The organism is Stenotrophomonas sp. 364 (assembly GCF_009832905.1).
GTDB lineage: Bacteria > Pseudomonadota > Gammaproteobacteria > Xanthomonadales > Xanthomonadaceae > Stenotrophomonas > Stenotrophomonas maltophilia_AP.
Genome location: NZ_CP047135.1, coordinates 1,580,984 through 1,605,229, shown reverse-complemented (window position 1 = coordinate 1,605,229; position 24,246 = coordinate 1,580,984). Strand labels below are relative to the sequence as shown.

Sequence of the window (24,246 nt, the reverse complement as noted above, 5' to 3'; positions counted from 1 at the left end):
GAACCGCGAACTGTAGCGCCTGACGGCGGAATTCGATAAGGCAGCATGGTCACCTCGCCCACCGGCATGGGCGCGATGCTCCGCCTGGTGCGTAGACTACGGCGCGCGGGTAACACACCGGGGGGCGCTGCCGATGCTGCAGCGGCGGGCACAGCCAGCCAGTCAGCGGGCTGTCCAGCCACCATCCATCGGAAGTGCCGTGCCGGTAATCTGAGCAGCGGCGTCCGAGGCCAGGAAGACCACCATTTCCCCGAGCTGCTCGGGCGTCACAAACTGCAGCGAGGGCTGTTTTTCGGCTAGCAGTGCGCGGGCGGCGGACGCCTGATCCGTTCCCTCCCGTTCCGCCAACGCGGTGATCTGCTGCTCGACCAGCGACGTTCGCACCCACCCTGGGCAGATCGCATTGGCCGTGATGCCCGTGCCCGCGTTCTCCAGCGCCGTCACTTTGGTGAACCCCACCACGCCATGCTTCGCCGCCACATAAGCAGACTTGTTCACCGACGCAACCAGTCCATGCACCGACGCGATGTTGATCACGCGGCCGGATCGCTGCTGCTTCATGTAGGGCAAGGCAGCCGCTGTTGCATGGAACACCGCCGATAGATTCAGCGTGAGGATCGCATCCCACTTCTCCACGGGAAAGTCCTCGATCGACGCGGTGTGCTGGATGCCCGCATTGTTCACCAGAATGTCGATGCGCCCCATCTTCTCGACGGCCTGGGCGATCATTTTCCGCACCGCCTCACCACGGGTGAGGTCGGCGCCATCATGCGCCACCCGTACGCCAAACTCGGTCGCCAGCCGGGAGCGGATGCGTTCGATCTCTGCGGCATCGCCAAAGCCATTCAGCACGATGTCAGCGCCTTGCCGCGCGAGCGCAGTGGCAATGCCAAGGCCGATACCGCTGGTGGAGCCAGTAACCACCGCGACTTTTCCAGTGAACATGGGCGAGATTCCAGCGGGCGTAGGCGGTCAGTGTAGCCGCCGGGATGCCCATCAGCGCAGGCCGCCACCGTGACCTCTCGTCGCCGTCGGCCATGAAGGTGCCCGTGATAACGCTCCTCGCCAACTGGCGGAGATCCCGCGCCGTTCGCGTGGAATTCTCCGCAACCACACGCGCTCAGAACGAACCGGCTTGTTTCAACCGCTCAACCACCCGCTGCCCCACCTCCACCGCCGAAGCCGGGTTCTGCCCGGTAATCAGCTCGCGGTCCACCACCACATGCCCCGTCCACGGCGTAGTGTTGCTGCTGAACCGCGCACCCGCCCGCTGCAGCGCCGTCTGCGGGTAGAACTTCATCTCACCGCCACCCAGCAGCGGCTTGGCCTGCTCTTCTTCCTGGTTGCTGATCACCGTCATCTGGTAGCCGCTGTAGATCCACCTCGGCGTGGTCGGCATCGCACCCGCGTGCAGCGTCGCCACGAAGCCATCCGCATCCGGCAGCGTGGACAGCAGCGCGATCGGCCCGTGGCAGACCAGCGCGGTGGTCTTGTTGCGCTGGTGGAAGTCGGCCAGCAGCCGGCCCAGCACCGGGCTCTTCAGCAAGTCCTGCATCGGCGCGTGGCCACCGGGAATGTAGACCGCATCGAAGCGCGCGTAACCCTGCTGCTCAACGCGCGCCAGGCTGACCACCGGCGAGGCCGTCGGCGAGGTCAGCGCCAGCTTCTTCAGCAGGTCCTTGTGCAGCGTCAGCTGCGCGGCATCGTTGCCGAAGTACGCCGGCGTCACCGAGGACGCATCCACCGTCGGCGCCCGCCCCTGCGGCGTGGCGAAGGTCACCTCGTGGCCTGCGTCCAACAGCAGCTTGACCGGCTGCATCAACTCGTTGAGATAGAAGCCGGTGGACAGCACCTTGCCATCCTTCAGGTCCAGGTGGTTTTCGTCGGACAGCACCACCAGTACGTTGGCGGCATGCGCTCCGCTGGCGGCCAGAGTCAGGGCCAGCGCTGCGGCCAGCCGGGTCATCAGGTTCATGGGGAGCTCCTATCGGGGAATGGCCGCCACTTTATTCATCGCCCCAGCGGCGATAAATTGGCCCGACCGCAAAACATCTGTTCCCCGGAGAGCCAAATGAGCCGCAAGTTCGACTACCTGGGCGATGTAGAGGTGTTCCTGGCGGTGGTCGAGCACGGCTCGTTCACTGCCGGCGCGGTGGCGCTGTCCACCACGCCCTCGGTGCTGAGCCGCGCGGTCACCCGTCTGGAAGCGCGGCTGGGCCGGCAGCTGCTGCAGCGGACCACCCGCCGCGTGGGCCTGACCGACGCCGGTCGGCTCTACCGGGAACAAGTGCGCACCGCCTTCAGCCTGCTGGACGACGCCGAACGCGACGTACTGGCCCAGGACGGTGCGCTGGCCGGCCGCGTGCGCCTGAGCGTGCCCACCACCTATGGCCACTACCGCCTGCCGCCCGTGCTGGCGCGCTTTGCGCAGCAGTACCCGCAGGTGCAGGTGGAACTGAACATCACCAACCGCAACGTGGACCTGGTGGCCGAAGGCTTCGACCTGGCCATCCGCCTGGGCCAGCTGCCGGACAGCGGGCTGGTGGCGCGCAAGCTGGAAGACGCGCCGCTGCTGCTGGTGGCCGCACCGGACTACCTGCAGCGCCGTGGCACGCCGCAGACGCTGGACGACCTGCAGCAGCACCTGTGCCTGCCGTTCGTGATGCCGCGCACCGGGCGGCTGGCGCCGTGGATCTTCCGCGACGGCGGGCGCGACGTGAACTGGCTGCCGCGTTCGTCCATCGAGACCTCCGACGATGTGCTGGGCGTGGTGTCGCTGGCCGAACAGGGCATCGGCATCTGCCAGAGCTATGAGTTCATCGTGCGCGACCGGATGCGGCGTGGGCAGCTGGTGGAGGTGTTGCCGCAGCTGCGGGGGCGATCGCGGCCGTTCTCGGTGATCTATGCGCCGCATCGGCGTCAGTCGGCGGCGGCGCGGGCGATGATTGAGTTGCTGGTGGGGAATGTGGCGGTGGTTGAGGACAGCGTTGGTTGAGGCTGCGAGGTTCGCTGGCGGTGTCGGCTTTGAACCGGTTTTCGGGGCGTGCGGCTGATCGGGTGCCGTTGTCTACCGAGGCTGACTAAGAACTGTTGTAAAGAAGGCAGTCCCACTATGCGCTTGCGGCATGGGCGATTGCGCCACTTTGATTCGTAATCCGCAGGGTATCTGCGCGAATGCGTCTTGTGGCGTCGCGTGTTGCACGAATGCTGCGTGCAACAGTGGTTCTTCGCTCTCGAATCCCGCGATTTCTTCGGGAATTTCGATTTGCATTCGAAGCGACCGCGTAAACACCATGGCGCGCCACCGACAACGGGTGGCCGGGTCTGCAAACCCGAACTGTTAGTTGTTTACGCTTACCCGTCGGCACCGCCCTTAACCGGTGCCGGCGGGTAATCCGTCGGCCTTTATGGCGGGCGGTGCGTGGGGGTCTTCGGGCCCGCCGGGTACTGACAACTGACGTCCGGTTTGCAGCCACGCATCGTCCGCCACCCCGCTTACGCGGTGGCGCTGTTAAGCACAGCCAAGGAAACCGACGCCATAAACGATTCCGACACCTTCTCTTCGTACACCGTTGTTGAGCCCATCAACGACGACACTCCCCTGCCCGACCTGAACTACCTCCTCGGCATCCTCAAGCGCATGCGCGGCTGCGAGGGTGCCAACGGACAGCCCTGGCCAGAGCAAGATGTGTCACCCGGCCGCCGCGTGAGCTTGGCCAGGAGCGAACGCGCGATGGTTGGGGCGCTGACGGTTCTGGAGCTGCTGCATGCGGCGGACCGCTGCCGGGTGGCAGCGGAGCCGGAGCGGCATTTGGTTGAGGGGGTTGTTGATGGGCTGTTTCTGGCTTGCCGGGGGCTGGTTGAGTGGGCTTGTCATGAGGTGAGGCCGAAGTAAATCAAAGCTCAACACTCCACCTAGACCTCGCCTCAACCGAATCAAAGCTAGATACCGGTCGATCTAGCACACATATCTGCAAAAATACCAAGACGCACAGCAAACGTCGCGCTCTCAAACTTTGGCAGAATGGACTATTGGACCCTCCAATAACATTCTCCAATTAGGCCAACACTTAAGCCTCTGGCCAATATGCTTACCGAGCTTGAAAGTTCAGTGAGATTGTGGGACCGTAAGCTAGAGCACGAGCTCAGTCGGTGGTCGCGTCACTCACGCGTCCCTAGAACGGATCCTAATCACGGCCAAGGGTGGCCCAAGCTCAGCTGACGCCCCCGAAGCTGCAATGGCTTGCAAGGGGGCAGTCAGTGGTAACTTTGCAGAACGTTCAAATATTCCTGAAAAATCCGGTCTACCTATCGAATGAAGCAATCGAGAAATCCATAGCTTTCATTACCCATGCTCGACTAAGAAAATGGGATTCGCGTAGAGACATGGTTCGGAAGATTATAAATCGCGACGCACTCCTGTCGACCAGCGCTCCGGACGCAGCAAGCAAGGGCGCCAGCTCACATGAAAACTCACTCATCGCAAGTAAAGCGCCAACTTCTCTGGTAATCGAACAATGAGCGGCGCCGACAAATTTTCTGCCGACAAGACATCGTTAGGCTTTGAATTTCAGGATTTCGTATATGTCGAAAAACTGATTTCCCTTAGAGAAGGGCAGGCACTTGGCCTGGAGCTCCATGACGACATCCATGCTCAAACAGTTTCAGATGACGGATCCATTCAAGACCTCACACTAATCCAGGTAAAGCACTCGGTAGAACCTGGCAACATCACAGACAGAGACATTGATCTCTGGAAAACCCTGCATAACTGGCTCCAGATCATCCCAGGCCTCCCCAGCCATAGAAATCTGACGCTTCAACTCTATACAAACAAAGGCCTAAATAACCAAGAGTTTGTTTCCTTACTAAAGAGTCCACGTCAGAACATTGAAGCCATAATTTCGCACATAAGAAGTACTAACGATAAAATCTCGCTAGTCGAGTCCAAGAAGAAGCCTGACGAATCAAAGAACCCTCTCGCAAAGTACGTTCAATCGGTATGCGATGCGAGCAATGAAAAACTTAATCATCTTTTTAGCCGATTCGAATTCCATTCTGACGACTCGTCCGTCATTGGAAGAATTACCTCAGAACTGAGGCAGCTTTCCGTTCCAGCATCTCAAATTGAAGAAACCAGACGCCATGTAATCGGCGCATTCAAAGAATCGAAGTTCTCCCGAATAATCAGTGGCGAAAAAGTAGTCATTACGTTTGACGATTTCAGAACAACGATGGGATTTGACAGGATTATAAGATCAGCACGGTCCGAACCTATTGAGTTTGATCGATTCATTGATTTTTATTACGAATATGAGCGACCTCACACCCTGTCATTCCGCTCAAGCAAGTTCCATGAACAGCTTCAGGACATCGGAATACACGAAGACGAAATCATTGATCGCGGCGTCGAAATGGTCTTGTCAGAGCAATTTATACAGTCACTTAAGGACTCGGGATCGTTCAGCGCTAGCGACGATTCAAGGCTCGAAAACAAGGCACTGTCAGATTGGCAACTTTTACACAATCAGTCTCACAGGAACACGCCGGATGATGACGAGCCAATTCATCTAAAAGCGTCTCAGCATTGCTATGACCAAACAATGAAAAAGCAAATGACGGCTGGCGGCGTCGAAATTCCAATCAATCTCAGCTGCGGAAAGTACATTAAACTTTCCAATATTCCTCGAATAGGGTGGCGCAAGAACTGGCGGAGCAAGTTCTGAAATGAACCGAATCTCTCAGAATGAATTAATCGGAACCGTTGCGCTTCAGATTGCACTTGAGAACTCGCCCGGCCATAGTCTCGCCCTATCTAAAGCAATGCTCATCCTTCCATTGATTTTTGATAGAACAATTCGCTCAGTTCTAAAGAGAAAGAACAGTATTGTATTAAGTAGTAAAGACCTAATTGCCTCAAACCCGGGTGCGTTTACTGTAGTCCGCGTGAAGTATGAGGATCTTACAATTACGTCCTTGAATACTATTTTGCTAGCTAAGGAGCTTGGAATGATCACCCTGGAGGATCACTCATTGAGCCTTAGATCCAAAATATTCTTCCGAGACGCTACGGACATCGGAAAGATCGCGACCGAGATCTTCGATTCAGGCCCCAAACTTGGCCTAATCCTTGGCGAATCGACTTTGGACCTCTATCAAACATTCAGGATCGAATTGTGAGCAACATCCAGATTTCCAGCGTAATTCTCTGGCAAAAGAACGGAATAACAAGATCACTAGACTTCCTCCACAATCGCGTTAACGTGATTACTGGAGACTCAGGAAAAGGAAAGTCGTCAGTACTTTTCATAATTGACTACTGCTTACTCGCGAGTGAAACAACAGGCATATCGAAAGCAAACATCGACTCAAAGGTAAATTGGTATGGCATCAAGCTTTCGGTAGATGGCAAGGAGATCGTAATAGCTCGCCCAGCGGAGAGCGCTGGTTGCACCGACCAGGCCTACTTTAACGAGAACGGAATCATCCCAGACACCCCCGACCTGAATGTCCGCGTTGACAGCCTAAAAAAAGTTCTCAGTGCAGCCTTTGGAATCGACACGGAATTGAGAGTTCCATACGGCGGAAGGTACATTCAGGCCGGATCTAAAGTCTCTTTCCGAAATTTTCTAGCGTACTGCTATCAGGATCAGAACACCATCGTCGCGCCAGACCATTTGTACATTAGACCTACTGATGGCCGATTCCAAGAGTCCATTGAAAGAACATTTCGAATGGCGATTGGCGCAGAGAACGTTGACACCGCTATTTCTCGCAGCAAGTTGGCAGAGCTTGAACGAAAGAGAGCAGCTCATGTTAGAAAGCAGGATTCCTATAGAGAAGCCGCAAATTCCTTTTCAGAGGAAGTTTCTGCGCTATCTATCGAGGCTCACTCACTGGGAGTTATTGATCAGGTTCATGACACCTATCACGAGAATTTCGCCGAACTAAGGAAGGTTGTCCAGATACCCACTACTCCGACTGGCCACAGGGCTGAAGTGGAAAGGGTCGAGCGCGAGATTTTCAGGCTCACTGCCAAGAATCGTCAGCTTCAGGCGTTTATCGACAACAAGCCGACTTACCTCGCTTCCCTTAAGCAAATTGAAGATGCGCTAAAGCCGGTCAATACGTTCAACTTGCAGTCTGATGATATATTCCCCTCGCAGTTTGCCAACCAGGTCATATCGAAGCTGCAACGTGAGCTTTCTGAAGTCAAAGAGACTTTGCGAAATCGGAAGAGCTTCCCATTCCTTGATGAAGTTAGAAAGATTCACGAAGGCAATGAAGTAGAGCTGCGAAGACTAAGGAATGAACTTGACACTCTTAACGCAAGACAGGATGTCCAGCAAAACCCGAATGAATACTATCGTTTCTTGGGTCGGCTGGAGACAAAGCTTGACATCTACAGTCAGAGCCACACCCAACCCGTCGACACGCAATCCGAAGAGTTCGACGACGCAATCGCAGATCTACAGAAGGTTGTTGATCAGAATGACGAAAAGAATTCGATCGCGAAGGAAAGATTAAATAGCCTTATAAATAGAGTATTAAGCCATCTGCCACTAAAGGGATACAGCGAATTCTCCGCTCACTACTCAGAGAAGGAGAAATTAATTCATCTACACTCGCCCGATCTGACTCAAATAGAGAAAATGCCAGATGTGGGAAGTGCATCTAACTATCTGTACCTTCATATCGCGCACTTCCTTGCGATACATGAAATCGCAAGGACGTTACTGATCCCTTGGATGCCGTCCTTCTTAATACTTGATCAAGTCAGCACCCCATATTTCTCAAGCGACGGCCAACCGAATGATGACATCCGCAGCCTTGACAAGGTCCTAGCACAACTGAATGATTTTGTTTCTAGAATGGATAAACGCGGCGGATTTCAGATCATTCTTTTGGAGCACATAGCCGAAGATCACTGGACGTCGCTGCAACTTGACCGGTTCCATCTCGTGGACAGAGAGCTTCGGGATGATTACGGCCTCATTCTTGAGCTAGCTGAAGATGACAGTCCTCGGAGCGAATAGATTCAGGGAAGCATTAATAGAATCCCCGCTCAACTCGAAGCTACAACAAGGGCGCCTCTCGGCGCCCTCGTTCTTTCAACTCATTCCCACTCAATGGTCGCCGGCGGCTTCCCCGAGATGTCATAGACAACCCGCGAAACCCCCCGCAACTCATTGATGATCCGGTTACTCACCGTCCCCAGGAAGTCATACGGCAGATGCGCCCAATGCGCCGTCATGAAATCAATCGTCTCCACCGCACGCAGCGCAATCACCCACTCATAAGCCCGCGCATCACCCACCACGCCCACAGACTTCACCGGCAGGAACACCGCGAACGCCTGGCTGGTCTTGTCGTACAGATCCGCCTTGCGCAGCTCGTCGATGAAGATCGCATCAGCCTTGGCCAGCAGTTCGGCGTACTCGCGCTTCACTTCGCCCAGGATGCGCACGCCCAGGCCCGGGCCCGGGAACGGGTGGCGGTAGACCATGCTGCGCGGCAGGCCGAGTTCGACGCCGAGGCGGCGCACTTCGTCCTTGAACAACTCGCGCAGCGGCTCGACCAGGCCCAGCTTCATGTGCTCCGGCAGCCCGCCCACGTTGTGGTGGCTCTTGATCACATGCGCCTTGCCGGTCTTGCTGCCGGCCGACTCGATCACGTCCGGGTAGATGGTGCCCTGCGCCAGCCACTTGGCGTTCTTCAGCTTGTTGGACTCTTCATCGAAGATGTCCACGAACAGGTTGCCGATGATCTTGCGCTTGGCTTCCGGGTCGCTCACGCCTTCCAGCTTGCTGAAGTAGCGGTCCGCGGCGTTCACGCGGATCACCTTGACGCCCATGTGCTCGGCGAACATCGCCATCACTTGGTCGCCTTCCTGCCAGCGCAGCAGGCCGGTATCGACGAACACGCAGGTCAGCTTGTCGCCGATCGCCTTGTGCAGCAGCGCGGCCACCACGGACGAATCGACGCCGCCGGACAGGCCGAGGATCACTTCGTCATCGCCGACCTGCTCGCGCACGCGGGCGATCTGGTCATCGATGATGTTGGCGGCGGTCCACAGGGTTTCGCAGCCGCACACGTCCACCACGAAGCGGCGCAGCAGCGCCTGGCCCTGCAGGGTGTGGGTCACTTCCGGGTGGAACTGCACGCCGTACCAGCGCTTTTCTTCGTTGGCCATCGCGGCCACCGGGATGCGGTCGGTCACGGCGGTGACGGTGAAGCCCGGCGGGGCGACGGAGACGTGGTCGCCGTGGCTCATCCAGACGTTCAACTTCGGCTCGCCGCCGTGGTCACTCAGGCCCTTGAACAGCGCATCGGGATGCACGACGTTGACTTCGGCATGGCCGAACTCGCGCTGGTCGGCCGCTTCGGTGGCGCCACCGAGCTGGGCGGCCAGGGTCTGCATGCCGTAGCAGATGCCGAAGATCGGCAGGCCGCTGTCGAACACTTCCTGCGGCGCGGCAGGCGCGCCCGCCAGCGTGGTCGATTCCGGGCCACCGGACAGGATGATGCCCTTGGCGCCGAACGCGGCGATGTCGGCCGGGTTGTGGTCCCATGCCCAGATTTCGCAGTACACGCCGAGCTCGCGGATGCGGCGCGCGATCAGCTGGGTGTACTGCGCGCCGAAATCGAGGATGAGGATCTTGTCGTTATGGATGTTGGTCATGGCGCCCTGGGCAATGCAGGAAAGAAAACAGGAAACGAATACGAAAACCTGCGGCCGATAGAGAAAGAGGAACGGGAATCAGCTTCCTCGTTCCTCTTTGCTCATGCCGCATCAGGCGCGGTAGTTCGGCGGCTCTTTGGTGATCTGCACGTCGTGGACGTGGCTCTCACGTTGGCCGGCGCCGCTGATCTTGACGAACTTCGGCTTGCTGCGCATGTCTTCGACAGTGCCGCAGCCCACGTAGCCCATGGTGGCGCGCAGGCCGCCCATCAGCTGGTGGATGATGCCGCCCACCGGGCCGCGATACGGCACGCGGCCTTCGATGCCTTCGGGCACCAGCTTGTCGGCGCTGGAGGCGTCCTGGAAGTAGCGGTCCTTGGACCCCTTCTCCATCGCAGCCAGCGAGCCCATGCCGCGGTAGCTCTTGTAGGAGCGGCCTTGGAACAGCTCGGTTTCGCCGGGCGATTCCTCGGTACCGGCCAGCAGGCCACCGATCATGATGGTGGAGGCACCGGCGGCCAGCGCCTTGCCGATGTCGCCGGAGTAGCGGATGCCACCGTCGGCGATCAGCGGGATGCGGTCCTGCAGCGCTTCGGCCACCAGGTCGATCGCGGTGATCTGCGGCACGCCGACACCGGCGACCACGCGGGTGGTGCAGATCGAGCCCGGGCCGATGCCGACCTTGACCGCGTCCGCGCCACAGTCCAGCAGCGCCAGCGCGGCTTCGCCGGTGCAGATGTTGCCACCCACGACCTGCACGTTCGGGAAGTTCTTCTTGACCCAGCGCACGCGTTCCAGCACGCCCTGCGAATGGCCGTGCGCGGTGTCCACCACCAGCACGTCCACACCGGCGGCGACCAGTGCTTCAACGCGGCGATCGGTGTCGCCGCCGACGCCTACCGCAGCACCCACCAGCAGGCGCGTGGCGGTGTCCTTGGCGGCGTTGGGGTAGTCGGTGTTCTTCTGGATGTCCTTGACGGTGATCAGGCCACGCAGGGCGAAATCATCGTTGACCACCAGGATCTTTTCGATGCGGTTGCGGTGCAGCAGCTGCAGCACTTCTTCCGATGCGGCGCCTTCCTTGACCGTGATCAGGCGATCCTTCTTGGTCATGATGTGGCGGACCGGATCGTCCAGCTCGGTCTCGAAGCGCATGTCACGGTGGGTGACGATGCCGACCAGCTGGCCGCCGCCGTCCACGACCGGCACGCCGGAGATGTTGCGCGCCTGGGTCAGGGCCAGCACGTCGCGGATGGTGGTTTCCGGGCCGACCGTGATCGGGTCGCGGATGACACCGGCCTCGAACTTCTTGACCTGGGCCACTTCGGCGGCCTGCTGCTCCACGGTCAGGTTCTTGTGGATGATGCCCATGCCACCGAGCTGGGCCATGGCGATGGCCAGGCGTGCTTCGGTGACCGTATCCATGGCCGCGGAAAGGATCGGAAGCTTCAGCCGCAGGTCGCGGGTCAGCCGGGTTTCCAGGCTGACATCCTTGGGCAGGATCGTGGAGTGTGCGGGGACGAGCGAGACGTCGTCGTAGGTGAGAGCTTCAGCCTGGATGCGCAGCATCGGCATACCCGAGATGTGGGGAAGCGCGACATTTTACCCTGATTCGGCCCGCTTGGGCAGGGGGCCGGTGCGACGCTGTGTCGCGCCAGCGAACGGTAGAACCCACCGTTGGTCGGCTGCCCTTCGAGCGATGCGCCACCGCGCCAACGGCAGCCGACCAACGGTCGGCTCTACCCGGGGTGGCCGCCGCGGACCGTTGGTCGGCACAGGGCGACCGGGGATTGCCGCCGCGGACCGTTGGTTGGCGCAGAGCGACCGAGATTGCCGCCTCGGACCGTTGGTCGGTAGAGGGCGCCCGGAGATTGCCGCCACGGTAGGTGCCGACCGTTGGTCGGCACGGGGCGCGCGCCGCCTGGGCATCCGGGCGAAGCGCCGACCGGGGTCGGCACGGGCGGTCAGACCGCCGCTTCTGCGGCTTCCAGCGTGTTCTGCATCAACGTGGCCACGGTCATCGGCCCTACCCCGCCCGGGACCGGGGTGATCCAGCTGGCGCGCTGGGCGGCGGCCTCGAAGCCGACGTCGCCGACCAGGCGGCCGTCGTCCAGGCGGTTGATACCCACGTCGATCACCACGGCGCCCGGCTTCACCCATTCACCCGGCACGATGCCCGGGCGGCCCACCGCCACCACCAGGATGTCGGCGTCGCGCACGCTGCGCTCCAGCACATCGCGCGGGGTGAACTTGTGGCAGCTGGTTACGGTGCAGCCGGCGATCAGCAGTTCCAGGCCCATCGGGCGCCCCACGTGGTTGCTCACGCCCACGATGGTGGCGTTGCGGCCGCGCACCGGCTGGTCGGTGTGGCCCAACAGGGTGACGATGCCGCGCGGGGTGCAGGGGCGCAGGCCGAACTCGCGCAGGGCCAGGTGGCCCACGTTCTCGGGGTGGAAACCGTCCACGTCCTTGCGCGGGTCGATGCGGTGGATCAGCCGGCTGGCGTCGGGAATGCCCGGCAGCGGCAGCTGCACCAGGATGCCGTGGATCTTGGGGTCGGCGTTGAGCTGGTCGATCAGTTCCAGCAACTGGGCCTCGTTGGTGCCGGCCGGCAGGTCGTAATCGAAGGCCTCGATGCCCACCTTCTCGGCGGCGCGGCGCTTGTTGCGCACGTACACGGTCGAGGCCGGGTCACCGCCCACCAGCACCACGGCCAGGCCCGGGCGGCTGCCACCGGCCGCCAGGCGGGCATCCACCCGCACTTTGAGGCTGTCCAGCAGGTCTTCAGCGATGCGGCGCCCATCCAGGATGCGGGCGGGGGCGGCAGGTGCGGGGGTCGGTGAGCTCATCGAGGGCGGCAGGCGGGGGCGGCGGGGACGCCATTGTCCCCGATTAGGCCCGCCCCGCCCACCGGCGCGTCATTCCTCTTCCGGCACTTCGTCGGCGTTGAGCGTGCGTGCCTTGCGCTTGGGCGCGGTGAACGGCGTGGGCGTGGGCACGCCCGGCAGCGCCGTGCCGAACACCATGTGCGCCCCGGCGCGCAGGCTGCCACCGGCCATTTCCAGCTCGAAGCGCTCGGCGTCGCGCTCGCGGATCTGCTCGGCGATCTCGCGCGCATCGTCCTGGTCGGCGCCCAGTTCCATCAAGGCGACCTGGCCGAACTGCAACGCCGATTCGAAGGTCTCGCGGATCTGGTAGTCCACGCCGGCATGGATCAGCCGCAGCGAATGCTCGCGGTCGAACGAGCGCACCAGCAGCTTGGCCTGCGGGAACTGATGGGTGACCAGTTCCACGATGCGGTCGGCGTCCTGGGCGTTGTTGACGCACACCGCGATGGCACGCGCCGAGCCCGCACCGGAGGCGTGCAGCACGTCCAGGCGGGTGCCGTCGCCGTAGTAGATCTTGAAGCCGAAGCGCTCGGCGTTGTGGATCATGTCCACATCGTTGTCGATGATGGTCACGTCCACGTCGCGTGCCAGCAGCGACTGGCTGGCGACCTGACCGAAGCGGCCGAAGCCGATCATCAACACGCTGCCGGACAGGCCGTCGGCTTCTTCAACGCCATCCAGCGACACTTCGCGGTCGGGCATCAGCTTGTCGTGCAGCAGTACGAACAGCGGCGTGAGCGCCATCGACAGCACCACGATCGCGGTCAGGTTGGCGTTGACCTCCACCCCGATCACACCGGCCGCTGCGGCCGCGGAAAACAGCACGAACGCGAACTCGCCGCCCTGCGCCATCACCACGCCGCGGTCCAGCGCCTGGCGGTGGTCGCTGCCCATGATGCGCGCCACGATGTAGATGCACACGCCCTTGGCCAGCATCAGCGCGAACACGCCCGAGACGATCAGCGGCCAGTTGTTGGCCACCACGGTGAGGTCCAGCGCCATGCCCACGCTGAGGAAGAACAGCCCCAGCAGGATGCCGCGGAACGGCTCGATGTCCGCTTCAATCTGGTGGCGGAACGTGGATTCGCTGAGCAGCACGCCAGCCAGGAACGCGCCCATCGCCATCGACAGCCCGCCCAGCTGCATGAGCAGCGCCGCCCCCAGCACCACCAACAGCGCGGCGGCGGTCATCACTTCGCGCGCCTTGGCCGCGGCCAGGATGCGGAACAACGGATTGAGCAGGAACCGGCCCACCAGCACCAGGCCGACGATGGCGCCGGCACCGATGCCCACGCTGAGCCAGCGCGAGCTGTCGCCGGCGTCGGCCTGCACCGGGGCCATGAAGGCCACCACGGCCAGCAGCGGCACGATCAGCAGGTCTTCAAACAGCAGGATCGAGACGATCTTCTGCCCGGACGGCAGGGCAATGTCGCCGCGCTCGGCCAACAGTTGCATCACCACCGCGGTGGAGGTCAGCACAAAGCCGAAGGCACCGATAAAGGCCACGTTGACCGGGAACCCAAACAGCATGCACACGCCGGTCAGCACTGCGCCGCAGACCACGATCTGCAGCGTGCCGAGGCCGAAAATCTCGTTGCGCAGGCCCCACAGGTGCGAGGGACGCATTTCCAGCCCGATCACGAACAGGAACATGACCACGCCGAGTTCGGCGGTGTGCAGGATGGCCTGCGGATCGGAGAACCAGCCAAAGCCGAACGGGCCGATGGCCAGGCCGGCAGCGAAGTACCCCAGCACCGAGCCCAATCCCAGCCGTCGGAACAGCGGCACCATCACCACCGCCGCACCCAGCAGCGCCACGACTTTCACCAGCTCACTGGCACCTGCTTCGACCGCCATGCGGTTGTTTCCCCGGACTACATAGAGGACTCAACGATAGGGCAAAGCGCCGAGCGGCAATAGCATCCACGTTGCGCATGATCGTGCCGAAAACAGAACGATGGACCAGGTGACGGCGAGGATCGTCCTGAATTCACGTAGAGCCGGGCTCTGCCCGGCTGGCCGGCAACACGCGAAATGCAGCCGGGCAGAGCCCGGCACTACGGGGGCGTCGCAATCACGTAGAGCCGGGCTCTGCCCGGCTGGCCGGCAACACGCGAAATGCAGCCGGGCAAAGCCCGGCGCTACGGGGTCGCCGCAATCACGTAGAGCCGGGCTCTGCCCGGCTGGCCAGCACCGTGCGAAATGCAGCCGGGCAGAGCCCGGCGCTACGGGGCGCCGCAATCACGTAGAGCCGGGCTCTGCCCGGCTGGCCGGCAACACGCGAAATGCAGCCGGGCAAAGCCCGGCGCTACGGGGTCGCCGCAATCACGTAGAGCCGGGCTCTGCCCGGCTGGCCAGCACCGTGCGAAAAGCAGCCGGGCAGAGCCCGGCGCTACGGGGTCGCCGCAATCACGTAGAGCCGGGCTCTGCCCGGCTGGCCGGCAACACGCGAAATGCAGCCGGGCAGAGCCCGGCGCTACGGGGTCGACGCAATCACGTAGAGCCGGGCTCTGCCCGGCTGGCCGGCACCGTGCGAAATGCAGCCGGGCAGAGCCCGGCGCTACGGGTCGCCGCAATCACGTAGAGCCGGGCTCTGCCCGGCTGGCCAGCACCGTGCGAAATGCAGCCGGGCAGAGCCCGGCGCTACGGGGTCGACGCAATCACGTAGAGCCGGGCTCTGCCCGGCTGGCCGGCAACACGCGAAATGCAGCCGGGCAAAGCCCGGCGCTACGGGGTCGACGCAATCACGTAGAGCCGGGCTCTGCCCGGCTGACCAGCAACGTGCGAAATGCAGCCGGGCAGCACCCACGCTACGGCCCGCTGCAGAACGCGGCGTAATCGATGTACCCGGGAAACGCCTTCCCCGGCGCGCACAGCGGGCAGGCCGGATCGGGGCGAAGCCGGGTCTCACGAAAACGCATGCCCAGTGCATCGAAACTCAGCAGCCGCCCGACCAGAGGCTCGCCGATGCCCAGCAGCAGCTTGAGCACCTCGGTGGCCTGGAGCAGGCCGACCATCCCCGGCAGCACGCCCAGCACGCCGGCTTCCGAACAGTTGGGCGCGAATTCCGGCGGCGGTGGCTCCGGGAACAGGCAGCGGTAGCACGGGGCCTGGCCACGCTGGCGGCCGGCGTCGAACACGCTGACCTGCCCGGTGAAGCGCTCGACCGCGCCATACACGAGCGGAACGCGGTGCTGGAGACAGGCATCGTTGAGCAGATAGCGCAGCGGGAAGTTGTCCGAGCCGTCCAGCACCACGTCCACCCCGTCCAGCAGTGCATCGACGTTGTCGGCGCTGACACGCACCTGCACGGCCTCCACATCCAGGTGCGGATTGAGCGCCAGCAGGCGGTCGCGTGCCGACAGCACCTTGGGCATGCCGACGCTGGCGTCGGTGTGCAGGATCTGGCGCTGCAGGTTGCTGCGCTCCACCACATCGTCATCGGCGATACGCAGATGCCCTACCCCGGCCGCCGCCAGATAGAAGGCCGCAGGGGCACCCAGTCCACCGGCACCGAGCACCAGCACGCGCGAGGCCAACAATGTCTGCTGACCGGTCACGCCCACCTGGGGCAGCAGCAGGTGGCGCGCGTAGCGCGCGTTGAAGTCGCGCTCGGCGTCGGTCTGCAGCGGCTGCACCAGGGGCAGTCCGTCGGCACGCCAGGCGTTGGTGCCACCGTCCACGGACGCCAGATCCGTGTAGCCCAGATCGGCCAGCGCGCTTGCCGCGTCCAGCGATCGCCGGCCGCTCTGGCAGATCAACACGACCTCGCGATCAATGGTGGGCAGGTGCGTCGAGGGCGATGCCAGCAGCTCGCCCTTGGCGATGCCCAGCGCGCCTTCGGCCATGCCGACGGCGCGTTCGTGCGCCTCGCGCACGTCGATGAGCAACGCGCCACGGGCGACGCGTTCGCGGGCCTGTGCGGGGGTGAGTTCGGGGATCGTGCTCATGCCGGGATTATCGCGCACCGGCGCGCACGCGGTGGGTTTGTCGCGGTTGCCGGCCAGCGGCCGGCATTACCGGCGCGTGCCGGGCAGCCGGGGGCACCGTAACGAAAAGAGCCGGCTTTCGCCGGCTCTTCGTGGATCACTTGCCCTTGACGTGCTTGATCAGGCGCCGTTTGCGCTTGATCTGACGCTCGGTGAGTACGTTCTTCTTGCCCTCGTAAGGGTTCACGCCCTCGCGGAAGATGAACTGCACCGGGGTACCAACCAGCTTGAAGCGCTTGCGGAAGAAGTTCTCCAGGTAGCGCTTGTACGACTCCGGCAGATCCTTCAGGCGCGTGCCGTGCACGATGAAGGTCGGCGGGTTGGAGCCGCCCGGATGCACGTAGCGCAGCTTGGACACGTGACCACGGATCGCCGGCGGCGGGTTGGTCTCGTAGGCCACTTCCAGCGCCTTGTTGACCTCGCTGGTGCTGAACTCATGCGTCGCCGAGGCATGCGCGGCGTGGATGCAGCGGAACAGCTCGCGCAGGCCCGAGCCATGCTTGGCCGAGATGCGCACCACTTCGGCCCACGGCACGAAGCCGAGCTTGCGCGACACCAGCGCTTCGGCCTGCTCGCGCTGGTAGTCGGTGAGGCCATCCCACTTGTTGATCGCAACGACCAACGCACGGCCGGCATCGAGCACCGCGCCCAGCACGCTGGCGTCCTGGTCGGTCACGCCTTCGGACGCGTCCAGCATCAGCACGGCCACCTGGCACTGCTCGATCGCCTGCAGCGTCTTGATCACGCTGAACTTCTCGACCACCTCCTCAACGCGCGCCTTGCGACGCAGGCCGGCGGTGTCGATCAGGCGGTACTCGCGACCGTCGCGCTCCATGTCCACCGCGATCGAGTCGCGGGTGGTACCGGGCACTTCGGAGGCGATCATGCGCTCTTCTCCCAGCAGGCGATTGACCAGCGTCGACTTGCCCACGTTGGGGCGGCCCACGAAGGCAATGCGGATGCGGTTGGGATCGGTGTCGAGGGTTTCGGTGGTGCCCTCTTCGGGCAGCCGCTCCACGACTTCGTCCAGCAGATCGTCAAGACCCTGGCGGTGCGCGGCCGACACGGTCAGCATTTCGCCGAAGCCGTAGCGGGCGAACTCCGACCGCACGGTGTCTTCGTTCATGCCGTCGATCTTGTTGATCAGCAGCAGCGTCGGACGCGCCAGCTTGCGCAGCCAGGACAGGATCTCGTCGTCCATCGGGCCCTCACGGGCATCGACCACGAACAGGATCAGATCCGCCTCGGCGGCGGCAGCGCGGGCCTGACGCGCGGTAGCGCCAGCCAGGCCTTCTTCTTCACCGGCGATACCGCCGGTATCGACCACCAGGAACGGGTGGTCTTCGTTAAGACGACAAACACCGTAATTACGGTCCCGGGTCACGCCGGGCTGGTCATGGACCAGCGCGTCGCGCGTACGGGTAAACGCATTGAACAGCGTGGACTTGCCGACATTCGGCCGTCCAACCAGGGCGACCAAGGGCAGCATCGCGGTAACTCCTTATTGTGCCAACCGGAATGCGGTCAGCTTTCCATCAACGTTCTGCACCAGCAGAATCCCATCGGCGGTTACCGGCTGCGCCAGCAGGGCGTCACCGCCACTCTTGGCGCGAGCGGCAAGCTCGCCATTATCCGTCCGCAACCAGTGCAGGTAGCCCTTGTAATCGCCTACAACGACGTAGTCGCCCTGCACCGCCGGCCCGGTCAGCGAGCGGCGCGCCAACGCGGTCTGCGACCACATCGCGCTGCCACTGTTCTTGTCCAGGCCGAACACGCCACCCTTGTTGTCGGTGACAAACACATTGCCCGAGGTCAGGGCCACGCCACCGGCGCCGCCATGATCACGCGACCACAGCGGACGGCCGGTCGGGCCTTCGATCGCCATGGTCTGGTTCTTGAAGCTGCCCACGAACAGGGTGTTGCCTTCCAGCACCGGCGCACCGTCCACGTCGGACATGCGCTCCAGTTCGGTACGGCCTTCGCCGTTGGCGACCATCTGGTCCCACACGGTGCGGCCATCGGTCATTGCCAGGGCCGACACGCTGCCATCATCGTTGCCGACGAACAGCACGCCCGGGCCGGTCACCACGGCGGCATTGCCGCGCACGGTCAGCGCCGGCAGCTCACGCGGGTTGAACCAGCGCTGGGTGCCGTTGTCGGCGTCCAAGGCGGTCACGCGACCGTCGTTGCTGCGCACGAACACCATGCCCTGGGCGATTGCAGGGGCGGCGATCACTTCGCCGGGCACCTTGGCGCGCCACTTCTCGGCACCATCCTCGGCGCTCAGGGCGATCACCTGGCCGTCCAGCGTCCCGATCACCACCAGGCCGTCACCGACGCCGGGGCCGCCGGACAGGCGCAGCTTGGGCTTCTTCTTTTCCTTGGCCGGCTCCCAGGTCCAGACCTTCTTGCCGGTCTGCAGGTCGATGGCGTGCACGCCGCCGTAAATGGCCGCCGCGTAGACGCGGCCATCGGCCACGGTCGGGCCCTGGCGAACGCCGATGCGCTTCTCGCCCTTGCCGACGTTCACGCTCCAGAGCCGGTCCACTTTCACGGTCGGCTCGAACTTCACCAGTTCAGCCGGTTCCAGCGCCTTCTTGGCTGCTGCATCCTTGCCGGCGAACCACCCCTTGACGGTGGAGCAGCCAGACAGCGCCACGCCCAGCAGAACCAGGGTGGCAACGCGCTTGATCATGACCATATGCTTCATTACACCGACTCCGCAGCATCGGTGACGGTGCCACCGGCATCCATCACTTTGGTTTCAAGCAGGCGCCGCTGCGGCGCTGCCACGTCCAGCGTCTTGAGCGCCTTCTCATACTGTTGCCGGGCCGCATCACGCTTGCCCTGCGCCATCAGCGCATCGCCATGGATTTCCAGGCTGGCGCTGTCGCTGGCGGTGCCAAGCGCCTTGATCGCGTCATCGGCCTTGCCGGTGGCCAGCAACAGGCGTGCGATGCGCTGCTCGATCACCGGCTGGAACTCCGGGTCGGCCTTGATCGCACGCAGCGTTGCCAGCGCATCTTCGTTCTTGCCTGCCTCGACCTGGGCCTTGGCCAGCTGCAGCGCGGCCAGGTCCGAGTAGATGTTGGCCTTGCCGTCGTCGAGCGCCTTCACGCCCTTGGCCGCCTGGGCCAGATCCTTGTCCTGCAGGTGCTTGAGCACCGCCTGGTACTGGACGTTGGCGCCGGCCAGCTGGTTGCTGTGGTCCTTCTGCCACCACTGCCAACCGGCGATGCCGCCGATTGCGATCGCCACGCCGGCGAGGATGCTGACACCATTCTTCCGCAGCCAGCCGCGGACGCGTTCACTTTGTTCGTGCTCGTCGAGCAGGTCGTCGATCGCCATGCGTACTCTCGCCCCGTCCGTGAGGAGGGGCTGTTTGAATTGGATTGGGAAACGCGACTCAGTGCGAAACTGGGGCCACGGAGCCGTCAGAGGATACCGTAAAGCGTGCCACGTTGGCTCGCTGGTACGGCGAAAGGTCGACGATAGTGCCCGCCTGCTGAACCTCGACCGCCGACGCATTGCCCAGCACCATGCGGCCCACCTGGCCCGGCGTGAAGCTGCGCGCTTCGCCCGATTTGATCAGTGCCTTTTCCACGGTACTGCCATCGGGGGCCGCGATATCGACCCAGCTGTCGCCATTGAACTGCAGGCTGAGCGCACCGGCCGGCGCTGCTGCGGTGGCCGCAGGGCGTGGCACGGGGGTCAGTGACGCCAGGTAAGGCGCCGAAGGCGTTCCGGCAGCCGCACTGGTCGGTGCGGGCGCCGCCGGGGTGGTCTCGGCCGGAACGGCACCGCCGCCCACCGGGACGGCCGCCGGGATCACATCCAGCGACGCGGTATTGGGGGTGTTGGCGCTGCCGTCGAAGTGGCCCCGGGTGGCAAACCAGACCGGCACCGCCAGTACGGCGGTGATGCCCACATACAGCACGCGGCGCCCCAGGCTCTCGGCAATGCGCCGGGCCCGCGGAGTATGGGTGTGGCTGACCAGCTGCGGCGGCACCACCGGTCCGATCCGGGCCTGTTCCAGCACATCGCCTAGATCGATCTTCAGCAGGCGCGCATAGCTGCGCAACTGGCCGCGCACGAACACCGGGGCGCCAAGGCGGTCCCATTGCTCGGCTTCCAGCGACTTCACCACCTGCACCGGCATGTGCAACTGCTGCCCTACCGCTTCAAGCGTCAGCCCTGCCGCTTCGCGCGCCTGGCGGAGACGGACCCCACAGCCGGCAGCGGCATCAAAAGCGTTCACAGTCTGGTCATCAATCACAATGCTTCAACCCCGGGAATTAGGAGCCGCATCCTGCGGAAATTCGTCGCGAATTCGCTGCAGATAGCGACCCGATGCAACCGTGTCGCCCAACTGCGCCTCGATTTCAGAGGCAAGTTGTAACACGGAACGTGTGGCCGGTGCAGCCGCAAGACGACGTTGGGAGAAGGCCCGCGCCTCGAAATAGCGGCCTTGGGCGAACTCGCTGCGCGCCATCGACTCCAGCGCATAGGCGTTGCCCGGCTCGGCCTGCAGGGCGGCACGCAGGTCGCGGGCGGCCCGTTCGGACTGGCCGGCGTCCAGCGCACAGCCACCGGCATTGGCCAGCGCCGACGCCGGTGTGGCATAGCCCGGCGCGGCAAGCGCGCGGTCAAACCAGACCAGCGACTCGGCCGGGCGGCCATGTGTACATAACCACGCACCATAATTGTTAAGGACGTCCCCGCGCTCGGGCGCCAGCTCGGCGGCCTTGCGGTAGAGTCCGCCGGCGGCGGTATCCTCGCCGCGCCGTGCAGCCAGCGTGGCCAGCATCAGGTAGGCCTCGGGCCGGTCGCCATCCAGCTTGAGCGCCGTCCGGGCGTTTTTCTCCGCCGCCGCCAGCGAGCCGGATTGATAGGCCCGGTCGGCCAGGGTCATCTGGTCCTGGTAATTCAACCGGCGGCGCGTGGCCGCGCTGTCACGGACTTCATAGGTGGGAGCCACACCGAGCGGCGCACTGGGCGCTCGCTTGCCTTCTTTACCGCAGCCGACCAATGCCAGCGCGATGAAAACAACGGCTGGCAATCGGAAATCAGGCAGCGGCATCCCGGCTTTTCCCATCCTGGAGCGTCTTGTTGAACTCGGCCTGGCGGCGCGTGCGGTCCATCACCTGGCCCTTGAGCTGGCCACAGGCGGCGTCGATGTCGTCGCCGCGGGTGCGTCGGACCATCGTCAGGACCTGCGAATCCAGCAGGATCTTCTGGAAGGCACGGATCTCGGTGTCGCCGGAGCGCTCATAGCGCGTGCCCGGGAACGGATTGAAGGGGATCAGGTTGACCTTGCCCGAGTGCGACGCCTGCACGGCGTTGTCGAACTGGCGCATCAGCCGCGCCAGCTGGCGGGCGTGTTCGGGCTGGTCGTTGATGCCCTTCATCAGGGTGTATTCGAAGGTGACCGATTCGCGGCGCTTGTTGGCACGCAGGTAACGTGCGCACGAGGCCATCAGCTCGACGATCGGGTACTTCTTGTTGAGCGGCACCAGGGTTTCGCGCAGCGCATCGTTGGGCGCATGCAGCGACACCGCCAGCGATACGTCGCTCTCGGCGGACAGCCGGTCGATCTGCGGCACCAGGCCCGAGGTGGACAGGGTCACGCGCTTGTTGGCCAGCCCGTAGCCCAGGTCGTCGCGCATCACGCTCATGGCGCGCACGACGTTGTCGAAATTCATCAACGGCTCGCCCATGCCCATCATCACCACGTTGGTGAGACGACGCTGCTTGTGCGGGATGTTGCCCAGATGCCGCGCCGCCACCCACACCTGGCCGATGATCTCGGCGGTGGACAGGTTGCGGTTGAAGCCCTGGGTAGCAGTCGAACAGAACGTGCAGTTCAGCGCACAGCCGACCTGCGAGGACACGCACAGCGTGCCGCGGTTCTTGTCCGGGATGTAGACCGCCTCGATGGCGTTCTTGCCATCGTTGCCCATCGCCAGCAGCCACTTGTGGGTGCCGTCGTTGGACGGTTTGTCGAACACGATGTTCGGGACCAGCACCTCGGCATGCTGCTTGAGCTTGGCGCGCAAGGCCTTGCCGAGGTCGGTCATTTCATCGAAATCGGTGACGTAGTGATGGTGAATCCACTTCATCACCTGATGGGCACGGTAGCGCGCCTCGCCGAGGGTCTCGGCGAAGAAGCGCTCCAGACCCTCGCGATCGAGGTCGAGCAGGTTCTGCTTGGCCACAGCCACGCTCGGGACGAGCACGGATGGGATGGCGGTTGGCTGTACGACCTCGTTCACGGCATCACTCTCAGCGCGAGACGACTTCGGTCGCGGCGAAGAAGTAGGCGATTTCGATCGCGGCATTCTCAACCGAGTCCGAGCCGTGGGCGGCATTGGCATCGATGGATTCAGCGAAGTCGGCGCGGATGGTGCCCGCAGCGGCTTCCTTCGGATTGGTGGCGCCCAGCAGGTCGCGGTGGGCCAGGACGGCGTTGTCGCCTTCCAGGGCCTGGATCATCACCGGGCCGGAGATCATGAACTCGACCAGCGCGTTGAAGAACGGACGCTCGCGGTGCACGGCGTAGAAGCCTTCGGCTTCACGGCGCGACAGCTGCTTGTACTTGGCGGCGACGACCTTCAGGCCGGCCTTTTCGAAGCGGGCGTAGATTTCACCGATGACGTTCTTGGCGACGGCGTCCGGCTTGATGATGGAAAGGGTGCGCTCCAGCGCCATGGGAATTCTCCGTTGGGCGGGCCACTGATCGGCCCGAGAGTAACATGAAAAAAACCCGCGTCGAAACGCGGGCTTAGCCTGATATACGTGAGGCAATTCTAACGTGTAACCCGCCCATGCGGTAGTGCCGGCCGCTGCCCGGCAAACCCACCAATGCCAAGCGGAGCCCCCCGTTCAGGCGGTGCGGGGATTGCCGGGCAGGTCCCGCCACGACGATGAACGGAGCCGGCGCTTTTGTGCGTCGCACAATGCGCCCGCGCAGCCCCGGGTCTAATATCAAACAATCGTTTGATTGAACCCTGCCCGACCCATGGCCAAGCCCGCTCATTTCTCCACCAAGGACCGCATTCTCGGCGCCGCCGAGGAGCTGTTCGCGCAGCATGGCTTCGCCGGCACCTCGCTCCGCCAGGTCACCAGCCAGGCCGATGTGAACATCGCGGCGGTCAATTACCACTTCGGCTCCAAGGAAAACCTGGTCAACGAGGTGTTCCGCCGGCGCATGGACGAGATGACCACCGCCCGCCTGGCCCAGCTGGACACGGCCCGCCGCGAGCACCCCGGCCAGCTGCGCCCGGTGCTGGCGGCCTTCGTCGAGCCGGCCCTGGCGATGGCCCAGGACCGCCAGACCGGGGGCGCCTTCGTCCGCGTGATCGCCCGCGCCTACGCGGAGAAGAACGACAACCTGCGCAAGTTCCTGTCCGACCACTACGGCCACGTGCTGCGCGACTTCGGCAAGGCCATCGCGGCCTGCGTGCCGGAGCTCAGCAAGGAAGAGCTGTACTGGCGGCTGGACTTCCTGGCCGGCTCGCTGACCTATGCAATGGCCGACTTCGGCCTGATCAAGCGACCCGCCGGTGTCACCGAAGCGGCGCATCGTGCCCATGCCGCCCGCGAACTGATCCACTTCGCCGAAGCCGGTTTCCGCGCCAGCGCGGTCACCGATGCTCCGTCGACCTCCCTTTCCACCCCGTAGAGCCGG

20 protein-coding genes are annotated in these 24,246 nt (G+C 63.3%); 6 read left to right on the top strand and 14 right to left on the bottom strand.

Annotated elements, in window-relative coordinates; translation table 11 throughout:
* Nucleotides 1-162 precede the first annotated feature (162 nt).
* Both GQ674_RS07530 and GQ674_RS07525 read right to left on the bottom strand, forming a co-directional pair.
* Nucleotides 163-945: a 3-hydroxybutyrate dehydrogenase gene (locus tag GQ674_RS07530; protein WP_159496557.1), complete on the bottom strand. Its 783-nt coding sequence runs from the start codon at nucleotides 943-945 to the stop codon at nucleotides 163-165.
* Between the two features lie 175 nt (nucleotides 946-1,120).
* A complete protein-coding gene (locus GQ674_RS07525; protein ID WP_159496556.1) occupies nucleotides 1,121-1,975 on the bottom strand; it encodes a type 1 glutamine amidotransferase domain-containing protein in 855 nt (284 codons plus the stop codon).
* 96 nt (nucleotides 1,976-2,071) lie between these two features.
* Between GQ674_RS07525 and GQ674_RS07520 the strand changes: the two genes are divergently transcribed.
* The 5 genes from GQ674_RS07520 to GQ674_RS07500 all read left to right on the top strand — a co-directional run bounded on the left by GQ674_RS07520 (nucleotide 2,072) and on the right by GQ674_RS07500 (nucleotide 8,036).
* Entirely contained in the window at nucleotides 2,072-2,995 is a 924-nt protein-coding gene (locus GQ674_RS07520) for a LysR family transcriptional regulator (protein WP_159496555.1), read from the top strand.
* Nucleotides 2,996-3,538: 543 nt separating this feature from the next.
* A complete protein-coding gene (locus GQ674_RS07515) occupies nucleotides 3,539-3,895 on the top strand; it encodes a hypothetical protein (protein WP_159499304.1) in 357 nt (118 codons plus the stop codon).
* Nucleotides 3,896-4,517: 622 nt separating this feature from the next.
* Nucleotides 4,518-5,726, top strand: coding sequence for a hypothetical protein (locus GQ674_RS07510; protein WP_159496554.1), 1,209 nt, complete (start codon nucleotides 4,518-4,520; stop codon nucleotides 5,724-5,726).
* A gap of 1 nt (nucleotide 5,727) precedes the next feature.
* Nucleotides 5,728-6,180, top strand: a complete 453-nt coding sequence (locus tag GQ674_RS07505) for a three component ABC system middle component (RefSeq protein ID WP_159496553.1) — start codon at nucleotides 5,728-5,730, stop codon at nucleotides 6,178-6,180.
* Nucleotides 6,177-8,036 carry a DUF3732 domain-containing protein gene (locus tag GQ674_RS07500; RefSeq protein ID WP_159496552.1) on the top strand — a complete coding sequence of 620 codons (1,860 nt, stop codon included), beginning with the start codon at nucleotides 6,177-6,179 and terminating at the stop codon, nucleotides 8,034-8,036. The genes GQ674_RS07505 and GQ674_RS07500 overlap by 4 nt, the downstream gene beginning before the upstream one ends.
* Before the next feature lie 80 nt (nucleotides 8,037-8,116).
* Here GQ674_RS07500 and guaA read toward each other — a convergent pair whose 3' ends face one another.
* The 12 genes from guaA to ndk all read right to left on the bottom strand — a co-directional run bounded on the left by guaA (nucleotide 8,117) and on the right by ndk (nucleotide 23,267).
* A complete protein-coding gene (gene guaA / locus GQ674_RS07495; RefSeq protein ID WP_159496551.1) occupies nucleotides 8,117-9,682 on the bottom strand; it encodes a glutamine-hydrolyzing GMP synthase in 1,566 nt (521 codons plus the stop codon).
* Between the two features lie 111 nt (nucleotides 9,683-9,793).
* Nucleotides 9,794-11,251, bottom strand: a complete 1,458-nt coding sequence (gene guaB / locus GQ674_RS07490; protein ID WP_159496550.1) for an IMP dehydrogenase — start codon at nucleotides 11,249-11,251, stop codon at nucleotides 9,794-9,796.
* Nucleotides 11,252-11,646: 395 nt separating this feature from the next.
* Entirely contained in the window at nucleotides 11,647-12,531 is an 885-nt protein-coding gene (gene folD, locus GQ674_RS07485) for a bifunctional methylenetetrahydrofolate dehydrogenase/methenyltetrahydrofolate cyclohydrolase FolD (protein WP_159496549.1), read from the bottom strand.
* 69 nt (nucleotides 12,532-12,600) lie between these two features.
* Nucleotides 12,601-14,427 carry a monovalent cation:proton antiporter-2 (CPA2) family protein gene (locus tag GQ674_RS07480; protein ID WP_159496548.1) on the bottom strand — a complete coding sequence of 609 codons (1,827 nt, stop codon included), beginning with the start codon at nucleotides 14,425-14,427 and terminating at the stop codon, nucleotides 12,601-12,603.
* A 953-nt stretch (nucleotides 14,428-15,380) separates the two neighbouring features.
* Nucleotides 15,381-16,520 carry a molybdopterin-synthase adenylyltransferase MoeB gene (gene moeB, locus GQ674_RS07475; RefSeq protein ID WP_159496547.1) on the bottom strand — a complete coding sequence of 380 codons (1,140 nt, stop codon included), beginning with the start codon at nucleotides 16,518-16,520 and terminating at the stop codon, nucleotides 15,381-15,383.
* 136 nt (nucleotides 16,521-16,656) lie between these two features.
* Entirely contained in the window at nucleotides 16,657-18,048 is a 1,392-nt protein-coding gene (der, locus tag GQ674_RS07470; protein WP_128097246.1) for a ribosome biogenesis GTPase Der, read from the bottom strand.
* A 12-nt stretch (nucleotides 18,049-18,060) separates the two neighbouring features.
* Nucleotides 18,061-19,269 carry an outer membrane protein assembly factor BamB gene (gene bamB / locus GQ674_RS07465; protein ID WP_159496546.1) on the bottom strand — a complete coding sequence of 403 codons (1,209 nt, stop codon included), beginning with the start codon at nucleotides 19,267-19,269 and terminating at the stop codon, nucleotides 18,061-18,063.
* The gene (locus GQ674_RS07460; protein WP_128097241.1) at nucleotides 19,269-19,907 is read right to left on the bottom strand and encodes a tetratricopeptide repeat protein; all 639 of its coding nucleotides are present in this window, start codon (nucleotides 19,905-19,907) and stop codon (nucleotides 19,269-19,271) included. Before GQ674_RS07460 ends, bamB begins: the two co-directional genes overlap by 1 nt.
* Before the next feature lie 58 nt (nucleotides 19,908-19,965).
* On the bottom strand, nucleotides 19,966-20,835 hold the full coding sequence (locus GQ674_RS07455) for a RodZ domain-containing protein (RefSeq protein WP_159496545.1): 870 nt from the start codon (nucleotides 20,833-20,835) through the stop codon (nucleotides 19,966-19,968).
* 6 nt (nucleotides 20,836-20,841) lie between these two features.
* Nucleotides 20,842-21,639, bottom strand: a complete 798-nt coding sequence (gene pilW / locus GQ674_RS07450) for a type IV pilus biogenesis/stability protein PilW (protein WP_159496544.1) — start codon at nucleotides 21,637-21,639, stop codon at nucleotides 20,842-20,844.
* Nucleotides 21,626-22,774 (bottom strand): 23S rRNA (adenine(2503)-C(2))-methyltransferase RlmN, encoded by a 1,149-nt coding sequence (gene rlmN / locus GQ674_RS07445; RefSeq protein WP_181394018.1) that lies wholly within the window; start codon nucleotides 22,772-22,774, stop codon nucleotides 21,626-21,628. Before rlmN ends, pilW begins: the two co-directional genes overlap by 14 nt.
* Before the next feature lie 67 nt (nucleotides 22,775-22,841).
* Nucleotides 22,842-23,267 (bottom strand): nucleoside-diphosphate kinase, encoded by a 426-nt coding sequence (gene ndk, locus GQ674_RS07440; protein ID WP_038688788.1) that lies wholly within the window; start codon nucleotides 23,265-23,267, stop codon nucleotides 22,842-22,844.
* 310 nt (nucleotides 23,268-23,577) lie between these two features.
* Here ndk and GQ674_RS07435 point away from each other — a divergent pair, with 310 nt between their 5' ends.
* On the top strand, nucleotides 23,578-24,240 hold the full coding sequence (locus GQ674_RS07435; RefSeq protein ID WP_159496543.1) for a TetR family transcriptional regulator: 663 nt from the start codon (nucleotides 23,578-23,580) through the stop codon (nucleotides 24,238-24,240).
* Nucleotides 24,241-24,246 lie beyond the last annotated feature (6 nt).